Source organism: Mariniflexile jejuense, assembly GCF_042675665.1.
GTDB classification, from domain to species: Bacteria; Bacteroidota; Bacteroidia; order Flavobacteriales; family Flavobacteriaceae; genus Mariniflexile; species Mariniflexile jejuense.
In genome coordinates this window covers 2336253-2353292 of sequence record NZ_JBHTJI010000001.1, presented here as the reverse complement: position 1 = coordinate 2353292, position 17040 = coordinate 2336253, and the positions used below count along the sequence as shown (strand labels likewise).

General features: G+C 32.8%; 10 protein-coding genes. All 10 read left to right on the top strand.

Going from position 1 to position 17040, the window contains the following annotated elements; all coding sequences use genetic code 11:
- The first annotated feature begins 74 nt into the window (after positions 1-74).
- The 10 genes from ACFQ1R_RS10015 (at position 75) to ACFQ1R_RS09970 (ending at position 16957) form a co-directional block, all read left to right on the top strand.
- Complete coding sequence (locus tag ACFQ1R_RS10015) at positions 75-632, top strand: RNA polymerase sigma-70 factor (RefSeq protein ID WP_379926031.1); 558 nt, start codon at positions 75-77, stop codon at positions 630-632.
- Positions 633-781: 149 nt separating this feature from the next.
- Positions 782-1948 (top strand): FecR family protein, encoded by a 1167-nt coding sequence (locus tag ACFQ1R_RS10010; protein ID WP_379926030.1) that lies wholly within the window; start codon positions 782-784, stop codon positions 1946-1948.
- Positions 1949-2106: 158 nt separating this feature from the next.
- The gene (locus ACFQ1R_RS10005; RefSeq protein WP_379926029.1) at positions 2107-5373 is read left to right on the top strand and encodes a SusC/RagA family TonB-linked outer membrane protein; all 3267 of its coding nucleotides are present in this window, start codon (positions 2107-2109) and stop codon (positions 5371-5373) included.
- Positions 5374-5405: 32 nt separating this feature from the next.
- A complete protein-coding gene (locus tag ACFQ1R_RS10000; protein ID WP_379926028.1) occupies positions 5406-6968 on the top strand; it encodes a RagB/SusD family nutrient uptake outer membrane protein in 1563 nt (520 codons plus the stop codon).
- 293 nt (positions 6969-7261) lie between these two features.
- Positions 7262-8842: an alpha-N-arabinofuranosidase gene (locus ACFQ1R_RS09995; RefSeq protein ID WP_379926027.1), complete on the top strand. Its 1581-nt coding sequence runs from the start codon at positions 7262-7264 to the stop codon at positions 8840-8842.
- A 70-nt stretch (positions 8843-8912) separates the two neighbouring features.
- Positions 8913-10601, top strand: a complete 1689-nt coding sequence (locus ACFQ1R_RS09990; RefSeq protein WP_379926026.1) for an arabinan endo-1,5-alpha-L-arabinosidase — start codon at positions 8913-8915, stop codon at positions 10599-10601.
- A 24-nt stretch (positions 10602-10625) separates the two neighbouring features.
- On the top strand, positions 10626-11585 hold the full coding sequence (locus ACFQ1R_RS09985; protein WP_379926025.1) for a glycoside hydrolase family 43 protein: 960 nt from the start codon (positions 10626-10628) through the stop codon (positions 11583-11585).
- A gap of 7 nt (positions 11586-11592) precedes the next feature.
- Complete coding sequence (locus ACFQ1R_RS09980; RefSeq protein ID WP_379926024.1) at positions 11593-12582, top strand: arabinan endo-1,5-alpha-L-arabinosidase; 990 nt, start codon at positions 11593-11595, stop codon at positions 12580-12582.
- Between the two features lies 1 nt (position 12583).
- Positions 12584-14938, top strand: a complete 2355-nt coding sequence (locus ACFQ1R_RS09975) for a beta-L-arabinofuranosidase domain-containing protein (RefSeq protein WP_379926023.1) — start codon at positions 12584-12586, stop codon at positions 14936-14938.
- 27 nt (positions 14939-14965) lie between these two features.
- Positions 14966-16957 carry an alpha-L-arabinofuranosidase C-terminal domain-containing protein gene (locus tag ACFQ1R_RS09970; RefSeq protein ID WP_379926022.1) on the top strand — a complete coding sequence of 664 codons (1992 nt, stop codon included), beginning with the start codon at positions 14966-14968 and terminating at the stop codon, positions 16955-16957.
- Positions 16958-17040: the final 83 nt, after the last annotated feature.

Genomic DNA, 17040 nt, shown 5'->3' with positions numbered 1-17040 from the left:
TGAACTAACTTTATTTGCAAATAATCTTTAAATTAGGTTAACACTGCTCTTATTCATTTAATTCAAAAACAGCATTGATTACAAATAGTGAAAAGTATCAACTTACATTAAAGGAGTACAAAAACTTATTTGACTCTTCATACACTATGCTATGTGTTTTTGCAAACAAATATCTTAATGATATGGAAGTTTCAAAAGATATTGTTCAAATGGTTTTTATTAAAATTTGGGAAGATAAAATTGAATTTCAAAACGAAAGTTTTATAAAATCGTACCTATATTCATCAGTAAAAAATAAATCGCTTGATTATATAAAAAGCAAGCATTACAAAACTACAGACCACATGTCTGCCATTAAAATTGCCAAATTAGAAACCGAACCATTTTATCTAAGGGAAGTTGTAGTTGTTGAAACGCATAATATTATTGAAAATGCCATTAATACATTACCAAAAAAATGTGCACAAATTTTAAGATTAAGTATTGGTGAACTAACAAACCCAGAAATTGCAGAGAAATTAGGTATTTCTATAAACACAGTAAAAGCTCAAAAAAAAATAGCCTACAAAAAACTTAAACCATTATTAAAAGATTATTTTATACTAATAGCCTTTGTTTTTGAATTGGATTAATCGCCATTATTTTTTCTCATTCTTTAATTAGCACTTAATCAAATGATTAAAAAAAAATTTTAATTTTTTTAACTTTTTTTTAACCCTATAGTTGTTTTTCTTCGTCTTATAGTTAAATAAGCACACATTTAAGTTAAATAAGCATATAAATGACCATTTTCGATAAAATTATTGAACTCTCAAAAAAAATAGCGTCTTCATTATTGAAAGATGAAAAACCCGATGCCTTAGAAAATTCAGATATTTTTAACGAGAACGATAAAGCATATATTATAAAAAATCTTACCAATAAAACGTTAATTAAAGAACGGCTTGATTTAATAAACCAGATTGAAAAAAAGGAAGACTGGGAAAAAGTAAAAAGCACTATTAAAACACCAAAAGTAAAGCATTTTTATTGGCGCTATGCAGCGGCGGCGGTTCTTGTTGGCATAGTAACTTCAACTTACTTTTTTAGAGATACATTATTTGGTTTTCCAAATGAAACTACACCTATAATAGTAAATAATAACATAAAAATAGGTGAAGATAAGGCAACACTAACCTTAGAAGATGGTACAGTAGTGGCTTTAGGAAAGGGCAGTAACTATGAAGCTGTAAATTTAGTAAGCAATGGTGAAAAGCTAGTTTATAATTCTGATGGCGATGCAAATACAAAAACCGCATACAACTATTTAACAATACCAAGAGGTGGTCAGTTTTTTGTACAATTATCAGATGGTACACAGGTTTGGTTAAATTCAGAATCAAAACTTAAATTTCCAGTATCATTTATAAAAGGCGATACACGAAAGGTAGAACTTGTTTATGGTGAAGCTTATTTTGATGTAACTCCAAGCACTAATAATAACGGATCAAATTTTATAGTAATAAACAACAATCAAGAAGTTGAGGTTTTAGGAACCGAGTTCAATATAAAAGCATATAAAGACGAAACTATAATTTATACCACACTAGTTGAAGGTAAAGTAGCTGTAAGTTTGGTAAATAATAAACAATGCTTAAAGCCAAACCAACAATTAAAGCACAACATAAAAAACCAAACTACCAAAGTTGAAACTGTAGATGTTTATAATGAAATATCATGGAAAGAAGGTGTATTCAGTTTTGATAATAAACCACTAAAAGAAATTATGAAAGTACTATCTAGATGGTACAACATGAATGTAACATTTGAAAATACTACAATTGAAACAGTAGCTTTTACAGGGGTATTAGGTAAAGATCAAAAAATAGAAGAGATTTTAACAACTATTAAAAATTTCGGAATTATAAACAATTACGAAATAAAAAATAAAACCATAACATTAAAATAAAAAAGGGAGCGAAGTTTTGAAATTTAGCGGTATCAAACTTCGTCCCAACTTTAACTAAATTAATTAAAACAAATGTCTAACTAATCCAACGCTAAATTATGAAAATTAAATTAATTAAGGACCGTTCTCTTGTTCGAAAACGGCTACTAATTTTTATTATGAGAACATTTTTCTTCTTATTGTGTACAACCGTTTTTAGCTTTACTTCAGAAAACACGTTTTCTCAAGATAAAGTACTAATTAATCAAGATGAAACTGTAACCGTAGATAAGGTGTTCAAAATAATTAAAGAACAAACAGATTATCGCTTTATTTACCCAAGTAGCTTGTTTAAAAATGCACCAAAAATTAAGCTAGTAAAAGGTGAAATTTTAATACAGAATCTATTAAATCAAAGCCTTTCAGGAAGCAATCTTAATTTTGAATTGTCTAAAAACAACACCATCGTTATTAAAGAAAACGAAACTATTAAGGTTGTTGAAAGCCAACAAGGAATTAAAGTATCAGGTTCTGTGTCAGATGAATCAGGAATGCCATTACCAGGTGCAAACATTTTAGAAAAAGGAACCACTAATGGTGCACAATCCGATTTAGATGGTAATTTTTCATTAAATGTATCAAACCGTAATGCTGTATTAGTAGTATCTTTTATAGGATACACTACAAAAGAAGTTACTTTAGAAGGCAAAACAAACTTTAATATTACTTTACGAGAAAACGCTTCGGCGTTAGATGAAGTAGTTGTTGTTGGTTACGGAACACAAAAAAAATCAGACTTAACAGGTTCGGTTAGTGTTGTAGATATGGACAACGCTAAAAAAACAGTAACATACGATACCGCTAAAATGTTACAAGGTCAAGTAGCTGGTGTTACCATGCAAACATCTGGTGAACCTGGAGGTTTTGTAAATATTAAAATTAGAGGAGTTGGTTCGTTTAACAATAACAATCCACTTTTTGTAATTGATGGTATGATAATAGATAGCCCATTCGATTTCGCTCCAGGTGATATTGAATCTATGCAAGTATTAAAAGACGCATCTGCAGCAGCTATTTACGGTGTACGCGGTGCAAATGGCGTTGTAATTATTACAACAAAAAAAGGAAAAGCAGGTAAATTAGGTGTTACCTACAAGTCGCTTTATGGTGTTCAAAATGTAGCACAAGAATGGTCTGTTACAGATAGAATAGGTTATCAAAACATTACCAGTGCAGCCGAAGCTAATGCGGGTTTAATTATTGCACCAGGTAACGACCCAAATAGCACTTCTTACATAAATAATGTTGACACTAATTGGCAAGATGCAGCTTTCAAAACAGGTTACATTGAAAACCATGCAGTAACATTTAATGGTGGTGCTGAAAGTATGGGATACAACTTAAATTTAGATTATTTTAAAAACAGTAGTTATTTAGATTCTCCGCAAGATTATGAAAGAATCTCAACTAATTTAAACTTATACGGTAAAAAAGGAAAGTTTAACTACGGTGCAAAATTAGGATACACTGAATCTGATAAAGAAAACTTCAATGAATACAATGCAGGTCAAACACCAATTAGCGATTTATTAGGAGCAATTCCAACAATGCCTGTTTATGATACTAACCGATTAGGAGGTTATGGAGGAACAGATAACTTAACCCAAAGAGCCATTTCAATGAATGTTATTGGATTCAATAATTTAATTGAAAACACAGGAAAAAGAAACCGATTTATTGGAAACATTTGGGGAGAATTAGAAATAGTAAAAGGTTTAAAATACAAACTTGATGCTAGTTTTGATAGACTTGATTGGAAAAACAGACGTTTTATTCCTGAAAGTAATTTAGGATGGTATTATTTAACAACACCAGAAGAAGCCTCTTTAGATATTTCTACAGGAAGTCATTCTAGAACTTTCTTAAACAATTTACTTACTTATGATTTAGATATAGATAAGCATAAAATAAGTCTTTTAGGAGGATATGTTCAAGAAAAAAATGATTATTACAATCATTGGTCTAGAGGTGTAGGCTATACAGCAGACAGAATAAGTCATTTAGAATATGCTGATGCAACAAGTACAGGAGAATATGAAAACACAGTAACAGGAACCTCATATTTAAGTAGGTTAAACTACGGGTTTGATGATCGTTATTTGATTACTGCAAATTTCAGACAAGATAAAACATCACTTTTTAGCCAAATAAACAACAAAGCTAATTTTTATTCATTCTCAGGTGCATGGAAAATTAGTAACGAAAGTTTCATCACATTACCAGAATGGATAAGTACAGCTAAATTAAGAGGTGGATATGGAGAATTAGGTAATAACACAATACCTCCTTACTTCTTTGCTACAACAACCAATGCCTTTGCAGGTTATAATTTTAATAACACACTAGCGCCAGGTACAACTGTAGTAAGTGCTTTAGACCCTAATGTACATTGGGAAAAAACAAAAACTACTAATGTGGCGTTAGAACTAGGGCTATTAAATAATGCTTTACAGTTTACAGCCGAGTATTATATTAAAAAATCAACCGATTTATTAATTGGTGTGCCATTACCTTATTCAACAGGTGCATTTCCAGCAAACATTACTACAAATGCAGGAGCTGTAAAAAATAAAGGACTTGAATTTACGGCATCATATAGCAATAATAGTAAAGAATTTAAGTATAATGTATCTGCAAACTTAGGAACACTTAAAAATGAAGTACTTCAAATAGGTATCAATGGAAACCCAATTTATGGAGCTGCATCAAAAACTGAAGTTGGTAGATCTATAGGCGAAATCTTTGGTTATGTAACAGATGGTATTTTTCAAACAAATGCAGAAGTTGCAGCTTCTCCTACACAAGTTGGTGCAGCAGCAGGAGATATAAAATTTAAAGATATAAACGATGACGGCCAAATTACAGATTTAGATAGAACCTATTTAGGTAATACAATTCCAAAATACAGTTACGGTTTTAATTTTGATTGTAATTATAAAAACTGGGATTTGTCATTCTTTTTTCAAGGAGCAGGTGGTCATAAAGCATTTAATGGTATCTACCGTAATTTAATGATAGAACAATATACAAATCATCATACAGATGCTTTAAACTATTGGACACCAACAAACACCAATACCAATGTGCCTCGTCCAATAATTGGCGACCCTAATGGTAATGCTAGAGACTCTGATAGATTTGTTGAAAACGCAGACTATATTAAACTTCAAAATATGCAAATTGGTTATGAAATTCCTTTAGGAGATACTAAAGTTATACAAAGAGCAAAAGTATATGTTAATGGTCAAAACCTATTAATTATTAGTAAGTATAGAGGTTATGATCCAGATTTTAATAGTAACGATGGTTTATTTTCAAGAGGTTATGATGGCGGATCTTTCCCAAACCCAAGAACATTTTCTTTAGGGGTTCAAGTAGATTTTTAATTAGAAGCTAAACAAATTTAAAACGAATTAAAATGAAATATAAAAATATAAAATATTTAACGGTTTTTCTTTCGATTTCAATTGCGTTAAGCAGTTGTGTAACCGATGAAGACTTAATACAAGTTGATCCAAATAATAATGCGGTAGATTCTTTTTGGAAGACTGATAGTGACGCACTTCAAGGTGTAAATGCGGCATATGGTAGTTTATTAACTGATGGTACTTATATGAGAAGTACACCTTTATTGTTAGACTTAAAAGGTGACGATTGTAAAAGTAACAGTCCATGGGGCGCAATGTATGTAGTGGGTAAATTTAACTCTAATGTTACAGATGCCGCTATTTATGGATGGGCTTATGAAACCTATTATCAAGGTATTTATCGTGCAAATCAAGTATTAACAAATGTGCCAAATATTGAATTTGCTGATAGTGCACTTAAAAACAGAATTTTAGGACAAGCTTATTTTTTAAGAGGTTTATACCTGTTTCATGCTGTAAACATGTTTAAAAATGTGCCCGTTCCAGTTGAGTTAGCAGCTGTTTACCCACAAAAAACGGAAGCAGAAGGATGGGCTCAAGTAATTGAAGATTTTAAATCTGCTGCCAATTTATTGCCGCTTTCGTACACCAATGTATCTGGTTTAGATGCTGGTCAAAAAGGACGTGCAACTAAAGGTGCTGCTTTAGCTTATTTAGGAAAATCATATTTATTTACTAAAGATTTTCCAAATGCAAGAGACACTTTTAAAGCTGTTATTGATTTAAATATCTATTCATTAGTATCTAATTATAGAGATAATTTTACTGACACTAATGAAAACAATTCAGAATCAGTTTTCGAAGTACAGTTCAGTAGAGATGCTGGCGGTGTAGATTTAGGTTGGGGTGGAGCTCCACAATCTGGTTGGGGTAAAACCTCAGCAAGAGCTATAACCTATGGTCCTAGAGCTTTTGGATGGACAGATGTACAGCCAACACGTGCTTTGTTTAATGAATTTCAACAAGAATTAACAACCTCAGGAGCTGTTGATCCTCGTTTAGATGCTACCATGTTTTATAATAAACCAGGAGGCATGATGCTATATGGTCAAGATTTTGCTACATTCTATGGCGGTAATCCACAAGATTTAAACGATTTATTCTGTAGAAAATATCAAAATTCTGATGGCGCTTATCCAAATGAATACGATTGGCGTTCAGGAATTAACGAACGTTTATTAAGATATGCCGATGTATTATTAATGTATGCTGAATGTTTAAATGAAACTAATGATACACCAGGAGCATATACTTATATTAAACCAGTTAGAGACCGTGTTGGGTTGCCTAATTTAAGCATAACAAAACCAAACATGACTAAAGAGCAAATGAGAGAACAAATTGGGCATGAAAGATACTTAGAGTTTGCACTTGAAGGTCACAGATTTGATGATATTCGTAGATGGGGTTGGTTACAAGATCCAGCAAAACTTATTTGGTTAAAATCAAGAGATGCTGAGTATGACACCTATTCACCAGGAAGAGAGTTTTTCCCAATTCCACAGTTAGAAATGGATAATAACCCAGGAACGATTCAAAATTCTGGTTATTAATATAAATTAGATTAATTAGTTTAAATTGAGTTAGTTACTTTTTCAAATGGCAAGTATTAAGACTTGCCGTTTGATTTTTAAAATAATGCTAAATCAAATTTATTTAACAAGTTTGAAATTCAAACACCATTGCTTATCTTTTTTTAGGCAATTAAAAGCAATCCTATTACCTAATAATTAATAAGTGTTAATATTACATTTATTAATTATAAGTTTGGTTTTAATAATAGTTTTACTTTAATTTGTTAAGTGTTGATTAAACACTTATTAAATAACCAACTTAACTTAATATTATGTATACAAACAAACAAACATTTGTGTTTTTCAGAAAAAGAAGCTTCTTAAACACATTGATAATCTTTTTTGGAGTAACTTTTTTTGCAAAAGCACAAAATGCTACAGTAATTAACATTGATTTAGATGAAAAAGCACCAGTAATTAGTAAACATATTTATGGCCATTTTGCAGAACACTTAGGCAGATGTATTTATGATGGTTTTTTTGTTGGAGACACTTCTAAAATAGCTAATACTAACGGTGTCCGAAATGATATTATTGAAGCACTTAAAAAATTAAAAATACCTAATTTAAGATGGCCAGGAGGATGTTTTGCTGATACCTACCATTGGAAAGATGGTATTGGCCCATTAGAAGATAGACCAACCATAGTAAACCAATGGTGGGGTGGGGTTACCGAAGACAATAGTTTTGGAACGCACGACTTTTTAAATATGTGTGAAGTGTTAGGTGCAGAACCATATCTTTCAGGTAATGTTGGTAGCGGTACGGTACAAGAATTGGCAGATTGGGTTCAATACACCAATTTTGGAGGGATAAGCCCAATGAGTGATTTACGTAAAAAAAATGGTAGAACCGAACCTTGGAAAGTAAAATATTGGGGAATTGGTAATGAAGCTTGGGGTTGTGGCGGTAATATGACAGCCGATTATTATGCCAATGAGTATAGAAAATATGCCACATTTATTTCCGATTGGGAAAATACGGGAGGTATAGTCCGTATAGCTTCTGGAGCAAGTAGTAGTGATTATAATTGGACAGAAACACTTATGAAGAATATTCCAAATAATATGTTAGGAGGCTTGGCATTACACCATTATTCGGTAATAGATTGGAAGAAGAAAGGCGATGCAGTAAGCTTTACTGAAGAGCAGTACTTTAAAACCATGACCGAGGCTTTAAAAATGGAAGAATTGGTTACGAAGCATTCGGCTATTATGGATAATTATGATCCAAAGAAAAAAGTTGATTTAGTGGTAGATGAATGGGGAGGTTGGTACGAAGTTGAAAAAGGTTCAAATCCAGGTTTTTTATATCAACAAAACACCATGCGAGATGCTATTTTAGCAGGCACTACACTAAATATATTTAATAACCATGCCGATAGAGTTCGTATGGCAAATTTAGCTCAGTGTGTAAACGTATTACAAGCAGTAATACTTACAGATAAAGCTAAAATGATTTTAACACCTACTTATCACGTCATGCAAATGTATAGTGTACATCAAGACGCTAAATTATTACCTATTACATTTGAAAGTCCTTTGTACAAATTCAATAATGAATCACTTCCAGCAATTTCTGTTTCAGCTTCAAAAAACAAAAATGGACAAGTTCATGTTTCAATAGTGAACGTAGATTCTAACAAAGAGAATAAAATAGAAATAGATATAGTTAAGTTGGGAGTTAAAAATTTCACAGGAACGATATTAACATCTTCAAAACTGCAAGATCACAATACATTTGATAATCCTAACAAAATTAAACCAACTGTTTTTAAAGCGTTCCAAAATAAAAAAGGAAAACTAGAAATAACATTACCGCCTTTTTCAGTGGTTATGATGGAAGGAAAATAAACAAGTTTTTATAAAAACATAATGGAAATGTGCTTTGTAGAAGCATAGAAAACTATTAAAAACAACACAGATGAAAAGGTTACATTACAAAATAATACTTAAAGCCAGCATATGTTTGTTGATGCTTTTTGCTGCAAGTTGTTCTAAAGATGATGCTGTTGATCATCCTAAATCAGGAACAATTCTAAGTAAAGAGTGTGTAGGAACTACACAAACCATACACTACGCAGATGGGAAAGGTGGTTTTACCGTTGGTAATATTGAAAATTCGACCGAATGTGGTTATGTAGCACCGGTACTTTTTGCTGGACCAACCTATGTTGATAATTACACATCTATAGCTGCATGGAGTAGTAGAGCACAATGGAATTTAGCCAATGTACACGATCCAACAGTTGAAAAACAAGGCGAGTATTATTATATGTACCAAACCGATGCATCTTATGGAAATGCTCATGATGGCCAAGGGCACTTTCATCACAGACGTTCTAAAGATTTAATAAATTGGGAATATCGTGGGTTTACAATGGCAGCAGCACCTGCTTGGGTAAAAGATTCTACAAATAGTAAAAGAGCTAAAATGGTACCTGCTTTACCAGCAATTACACCTAATTATGGCTATTGGGCACCTTGTGTTCGAAAAGTGGGTAGCAAATACCGTATGTATTATAGCATTGTGGTTTTTGATCCAGCGGGTGATGATGGCACTTGGGGGAATAGGTCTTTTATTGGATTAGCAGAAACCAATGATTTAGCTTCCAATAATTGGACAGACAAAGGAATGGTAGTTTGCTCTGAACCTGACGGATTAAAGCCTTTTTCTTTTACAGGTTCTATAGTCTGGGAAAATGCTTATTACAAATACAATGCTATTGATCCAAGTTTTATTGAAACACCTGAAGGCGATCAATATTTAATTTACGGTTCTTGGCATTCTGGAATTGTAGCAGTTAAATTAAATCCAACAACAGGAAAACCATATCAACTTAAAACCCTAGCCGATTATGGAACCAAAATAGCGTCTCGAAGTACTACCAGTCGTTGGCAAGCTTCTGAAGGACCAGAGATTATATACAATCCAGATACTCAATATTACTATTTATTTCTAGCGTATGATGGTCTTGATGTTCCTTATAATACTAGAGTTTGCCGTTCAAGAAATATTTTAGGGCCTTATTTAGGAATAAATGGAGCAAATGTTACAACAGGAGCAGATTGCTTCCCAATGTTGACACACCCATATAGTTTTAAAAACCATACAGGCTGGGTTGGGTTTTCACATTGCGCGGTGTTTCAAAATCCAGACACGAAACAATGGTTTTATTCTTCGCAAGCACGCTTACCAGAAAACGTTCCAGGTATAGCGGTATCCAACGCTATTATGATGGGGCATGTTCGTGAAATTCAATGGACTGAAGATGGTTGGCCAGTAGTAGCACCAGAACGTTATGCAGGTGTACCAACTACACAACTTACAGAAGCATCTTTTGTTGGAACTTGGGAACATATTGAAATGAAATATCAATACAGAACGATTCAAAATGCAGTAACAATCAATTTAACTGCCGATAAAAAAATAACTGGAGGTATCACAGGAAGTTGGTCTTATGATAGTACTACAAAAATATTAACCATAAATGGTGTAAAATGTAAAGTGAATGATGCCTGGGATTGGGAAGCTTCACCAAGAAAAGTTACTATAACCTATTCTGGACTTACAGCATCAGGCATACCGTTTTGGGGAAAGAAGAATCTATAAAACCACGATATAAAAACCTAAAGTATGAAAAAGGCATTTCTAATCATCATCATTTTTTCAATTTTTACATCTTGTAAAACCAGAAAAGCAGATACATCTTTAAAATTAAATAATCCAATTATAACAGATAAATATACTGCCGATGCTGCAGCTATTGTTCATAATAACAAGGTGTATTTGTATGCCGGTCACGACCAAGCACCAGATGATGTAAATGCTTATAGAATGCATGAATGGTTAGTATATTCTTCTTCAGATATGATACATTGGAAAGAACATCCAGTGCCATTAAAACCAACCGATTTTAAATGGGCTTCAGGCGATGCTTGGGCAGCTCAGGTTATTGAACGTAATGGTAAATTTTATTGGTATGTAACCGTAACTCATGGTAGTATTCATGGAAAAGCAATTGGTGTTGCAGTATCCGATAGTCCAACAGGACCTTTTGTAGATGCCCTTGGTAAAGCAATAATTACTAATGATATGACAACGCAAACAAAAATAAGTTGGGATGATATTGATCCAACCGTTATTGTAGATGATGATGGTCAAGCTTATCTGTTTTGGGGAAATACCTTATGTAAATATGCGAAACTAAAAGAAAATATGATAGAATTAGATGGTCCAATAAAAACCATCGATTTACCAAATTTTACCGAAGCACCATGGATTCATAAAAAAGGAGATTGGTATTATTTATCATATGCTTTTCAATTTCCTGAAAAAATCGCTTATGCTATGAGCAAATCTGTAACTGGTCCATGGGAGTTTAAAGGCATATTAAATGAAGTTGCAGGAAACAGCAATACAAATCATCAAGCTATTATAAATTTTAAAGGGAAAGATTATTTTATTTATCATAACGGAAGCATTCCAACCAATGGTGGAAGTTTTAGACGGTCAGTGTGTGTTGATAGACTTTATTATAACCCAGATGGCACTATGAAGCGTGTTATTATGACTTCAGAAGGAATCCAAGAATAAATACATTATGAAAATAGTTAAAAGCATATTTTTTTTTCTGTTAATTTTTATTGAAACATCATCGTTTTCACAAGACATTCGTGTTCATGATCCTGTTGCGATTCAACAAAATGGTACGTACTATTTATTTTGTACCGGTAGAGGCATTAGCTGTTTTAGTTCTAAAAATTTAAACGAATGGAAACAAGAACCAGCCGTTTTTAGTGAAAAGCCCGCATGGGCAGATACTGTTGTGCCCGATTTTAAAAACCATATTTGGGCACCAGATATTACATTTTATAATGGAACTTATTATCTGTATTATTCTATTTCAGCTTTTGCCAAAAACACTTCGGCTATTGGTTTGGTAACAAATAAAACTTTAAACCCAACCAATAAAAATTACAAATGGGAAGATCATGGTATCGTTATTCAATCTATACCAAACAGAGATTTATGGAATGCGATAGATCCAAATTTAATTTTTGATGAGAACAATGTGCCTTGGCTATCGTTCGGATCGTTTTGGAATGGTTTAAAAATGGTAAAATTAAATGCAGATTTAAAAACAATTGCCGAACCTCAAGAATGGTACACAATTGCAAAACGAGAAAGAACCTTTGCGCTAGAAGATTCAAACCCTGGAGATGCAGCTTTAGAAGCTCCTTTCATTTTTAAAAAGAATGATTATTACTATTTATTTCTATCATGGGATTTATGCTGCAGAGGTGAAAATAGCACGTATAAAGTGGTTGTAGGTCGCTCAAAAAAAGCCACAGGACCTTATGTAGATAAAGATGGAAAATCTTTAAACGAAGGTGGCGGTACGTTAATTATTGAAGGCAATAAAAATTGGTACGGTGCTGGTCACAATAGTACTTATACCTTCAACGGAAAAGATTATATTATTTTTCACGCCTATGATGCCAACGATAATGGATCGCCAAAACTTAAAATTTCAGAACTAGCTTGGGATATTGAAGGTTGGCCAAGTTTAAAAGAACAAGTACTTGATTAAGATGCGATATATAGTTGTTTGTTTAATTCTGTTTAGCTCGGTTGTTGCATCGGCTCAACAGCAAGTGCAATTGTTTACTTTAGATGAAGTTTCAGTTACTTCGGGTGTTTTCAAACAAGCTGCCGAAACCGATTTTGAATACATTAAACAATTAAATCCAGACCGTTTATTAGCGCCATTTTTACGTGAGGCAGAATTAGAACCTAAAGCTGCATCCTATACCAATTGGGAAAATACAGGGTTAGATGGTCATACATTAGGGCATTATCTTTCAGCGTTATCTATGTATTATGCTTCTTCAAAAGATAAAAAAGCCGAAGCACTTATCGATTATGTTCTATCAGAATTAAAACGTGTTCAAATAGCCAATGGTAATGGTTATATAGGTGGCATACCAGAAAGTAAAGTGCTTTGGAAAGAAATACATCAAGGAAACATAAAAGCAGGAAGTTTTAGTTTAAATAATAAATGGGTACCACTTTATAATATTCACAAAACCTTTGCTGGCCTAAAAGATGCATGGGTTCATGCCCAAAAAGCCGAAGCAAAAACCATGTTGATTGATTTAACAAATTGGTTTATAAAAGTTACAGAAAACCTTACCGACATTCAAGTACAAGATATGTTACGCTCTGAACATGGTGGGTTAAATGAAGTTTTTGCTGAAGTTTATAATATAACTGGTGAGAAACGCTATTTAGAATTAGCAAAACGCGTATCACAATTAGCACTTTTAAATCCATTAGCAGCCAATGAAGATGTTTTAACAGGTATGCATGCTAATACGCAAATTCCAAAATTTATTGGTTTTGAAAGAATTGCGCAATTGGAGCACAATACAAAATACCATGATGCCGCTTTAAATTTTTATAATAATGTTACTGAAAAACGCTCGTTAAGCATTGGCGGAAATAGTGTTAGAGAACATTTTAATCCTACTGATAATTTTAGTTCGGTTTTAAGTAGCGAGCAAGGTCCTGAAACTTGTAACACGTACAATATGCTTAAACTAAGCAAGCTGTTGTTTGAAGATTCAGAAAATGCAAATTATATTGATTTTTACGAACGCGGACTTTACAATCATATTTTATCATCTCAAAATCCCAAAGGTGGCTTTGTGTATTTTACACCCATGCGCTCAGGTCATTACAGGGTTTACTCGCAACCAGAAACCAGTTTTTGGTGTTGTGTTGGTTCGGGTATGGAGAATCATACAAAGTATAACGAGTTAATTTATGCCAAAAATGACGATGCACTTTATGTAAATTTATTCATTCCTTCAACAGTAACATGGGACGAAAAAAATGCTTTCATTACCCAAAAAACCAATTTTCCAGAAGAAGCTTCAACAACCCTAATATGGCAATGTAAAAAGAAAACAACTGCAACCATAAAAGTTCGATACCCAAAATGGGTTAAAAATGGCGAGTTAAAAGTATATATAAACGGAAAACTTCAAAAAGTTGAAGCAACATCGGGTACTTACATTTCACTTACTAGAAAATGGAAAGATAACGATCGTATAGAAATGAAGCTTCCCATGCATTTAAGTTTAGAAAATATTCCAGATCAATCAGGATATGTTTCTATTAAATACGGACCAATAGTACTTGCTTTAGCTATCAATAATGAAAATCAGGATGGTTTATTTGCAGATGATAGTAGAGGTGGTCATATTGCATCTGGTAAATTTTTACCATCAACAGAAGCGCCTATGTTTCTTTTAGAAAAAGGACAAGATATTTTAGAGCGAATACATCCAATACCAAACGAGCCACTTAAGTTTAATGCAACAAATTTGCTTTATCCTGAAACGTATAAAAATTGTGTTTTAGAACCGTTTTATAAAATTCATGAAAAACGCTATGCTATATATTTTAAAACTGAAACACCAGAAGACTTAGCCAAAGCACAAGCAGTCATTGAAGAAAAACAAAAAGCAGAATTATATCTGCAATCTATAACCCTTGATTATGTAGCTCCAGGAGAACAACAACCAGAATCCGACCATGGTATAAAACATGAAAACTCAAATAGTGGGTTAAATCAAAACCGCCATTGGCGTGATGCTACAGGGTGGTTTAGTTATAATTTAAAAAATAGCAAAGCCAAAACAAAGGCATTGCGAGTTACTTATTTTGGTAAAGATTCAGGGCGAAAATTCAAGATTTTAGTTAATGGTGTTGTTATTGCAACTCCCAATTTTAATGGTGAAAAAGGCGATACTTTTTTTGATGTTGATTATAACTTGCCAGAAACTGTTGCAAATAATTCTGAAACATTAACAGTCCGTTTTGAAGCAGAAAAAAATTCAGTAACCGCAGGAATTTATGGCGTTCGATTAATAAAATTATAGAATAAAATATAAACTAAACTAATAAAAATGAAATTAAAAACCTTAACTAAGCAAGGCTTATTTGCCTTTTTAATTACCGTTTTACTGGTAAATACTAGTGTAGCACAACAAGAACTTTCGGTTAATTTAAGCAAAACCATAGCACCTATACAACCAACCATGTATGGTATCTTTTTTGAAGATATTAATTTTGCTGCCGATGGTGGTTTGTATGCCGAAATGATTAAAAACAGATCGTTTGAGTTTGACAATCCGTTTATGGGATGGCTGCAACCTAAAAGTGATCGTCATTCATTAAATTCTAATTCTGGTATTGCTACCGCAATAAAATATACTGGAAACCCAACCAATACCACCTATTGCAGAATCAAAGTAAATAATGATGCAGGGTATCAACTTATAAATGAAGGTTTCCGTGGTATGGGTATTAAAAAAGATGCTGCTTACAATTTATATGTTTCAGCAGCAAAACCAAGTGGCAACATTAAAACTATCATTTTTCAGTTTATAGATGAAAGCGGAAATGTTTTAGGTGAAACCAAAATAGCACCAACAACTGCAGATTGGAAGGATTACACTGTTCAAATATCAGCAACAAAAACCGAAGCAAAAGCAAAAATAAAAATCACTTTTGAAGGAACAGGCGATATTGATTTGGATATGATTTCATTATTTCCTGTTGATACTTGGCAAGGAAGAAAAAATGGTTTACGCAAAGATATTGTTCAATTATTGTACGATATGAAACCAGGATTTTTACGTTTTCCAGGTGGATGTATTGTAGAAGGTAGAACTTTAGAACAACGCTACCAATGGAAAAAAACGGTTGGCGCAGTTGAAGACAGAGAAATTTTAATAAACAGATGGAACACAGAGTTTGACCATAAATTAACTCCCGATTATTTTCAAACATTTGGCTTAGGCTTTTTTGAATATTTTTTATTATCAGAAGATATAGGCGCAGAGGCATTACCAATTTTAAGTTGTGGAATGGCTTGCCAGTTTAATACAGGCGAGTTAGTACCTTTAGAAGAGTTAGACCCTTACGTACAAGATGCTTTAGATTTAATTGAATTTGCAAATGGTGATATAACTACACATTGGGGGAAATTAAGAGCCGATATGGGGCATCCAAAACCATTTAATTTAAAATACATTGGCGTAGGTAACGAGCAATGGGGTTCAGCATATATTGAGCGTTATAAAGTGTTTGAAAAAGCTATTAAAAGCAAATACCCAAACATGATTATTGTTTCTGGAAGTGGTCCATTTCCTGAAGGCGATTATTTTGAATATGGTTGGGAAGAACTAAAAAAATTAAATGCTGAAATTGTAGATGAGCATTATTATAAAAGTCCACAGTGGTTTAAAGACAACGCAACACGCTATGATGCATATGATAGAAAAGGCCCAAAAATATTTGCAGGCGAATATGCCGCACAAAGTGTAGCAATTGCAAGTCCAAAAAACAAAAATACGTGGGAATGTGCTTTGTCTGAAGCAGCTTTCATTACCGGTTTAGAGCGTAATGCAGAAGTGGTTCATTTAACATCATACGCACCACTTATGGCACATGCTGAAGGTTGGCAATGGACACCAGATATGATTTGGTTTAACAATTTGGATGTTTATGGTACAGCAAATTATGAAGTTCAAAAATTATACGCTACAAATAAAGGTACAGATTTATTATCTATCACTAATAAAGGAATTGATGTAACAGGGCAAAATGATTTGTACGCCACAGCATCAAAAGACATAAAAAATAAAACAGTTATTATTAAACTTGTAAATACATCGGCTAAAACTCAAGACGTTGTTGTGAATTTATTAGGCAAAAAAGTAAGCTCAAAAGGAACAATTATTATATTAACTAGTGAAAATTTAACAGATGAAAATTCATTTGAAACACCAAATAAAATTAGCCCTAAAAAAGCTGATTTCAAATTGAAAGGAAAAAGAGCTTCTGTAAGTTTACAACCTAATAGCTTTACAATTTTAAAGTTAAAATTAATTTAATGTCGGTATTTTTTTAATACATTTAGCATTGCAATTAATAAGTGTTATAATTACACGAATTAAAGTTTAACAAAAATGTTGTT

Bases quoted from the DNA above. Each gene is read 5' to 3' on its own strand.
- ACFQ1R_RS10010 (WP_379926030.1), top strand. From the start codon at position 782: ATGACCATTTTCGATAAAATTATTGAACTCTCAAAAAAAATAGCGTCT.
- ACFQ1R_RS10005 (WP_379926029.1), top strand. From the start codon at position 2,107: ATGAGAACATTTTTCTTCTTATTGTGTACAACCGTTTTTAGCTTTACT.
- ACFQ1R_RS10000 (WP_379926028.1), top strand. From the start codon at position 5,406: ATGAAATATAAAAATATAAAATATTTAACGGTTTTTCTTTCGATTTCA.
- ACFQ1R_RS09995 (WP_379926027.1), top strand. From the start codon at position 7,262: ATGTATACAAACAAACAAACATTTGTGTTTTTCAGAAAAAGAAGCTTC.
- ACFQ1R_RS09990 (WP_379926026.1), top strand. From the start codon at position 8,913: ATGAAAAGGTTACATTACAAAATAATACTTAAAGCCAGCATATGTTTG.
- ACFQ1R_RS09985 (WP_379926025.1), top strand. From the start codon at position 10,626: ATGAAAAAGGCATTTCTAATCATCATCATTTTTTCAATTTTTACATCT.
- ACFQ1R_RS09980 (WP_379926024.1), top strand. From the start codon at position 11,593: ATGAAAATAGTTAAAAGCATATTTTTTTTTCTGTTAATTTTTATTGAA.
- ACFQ1R_RS09975 (WP_379926023.1), top strand. From the start codon at position 12,584: ATGCGATATATAGTTGTTTGTTTAATTCTGTTTAGCTCGGTTGTTGCA.
- ACFQ1R_RS09970 (WP_379926022.1), top strand. From the start codon at position 14,966: ATGAAATTAAAAACCTTAACTAAGCAAGGCTTATTTGCCTTTTTAATT.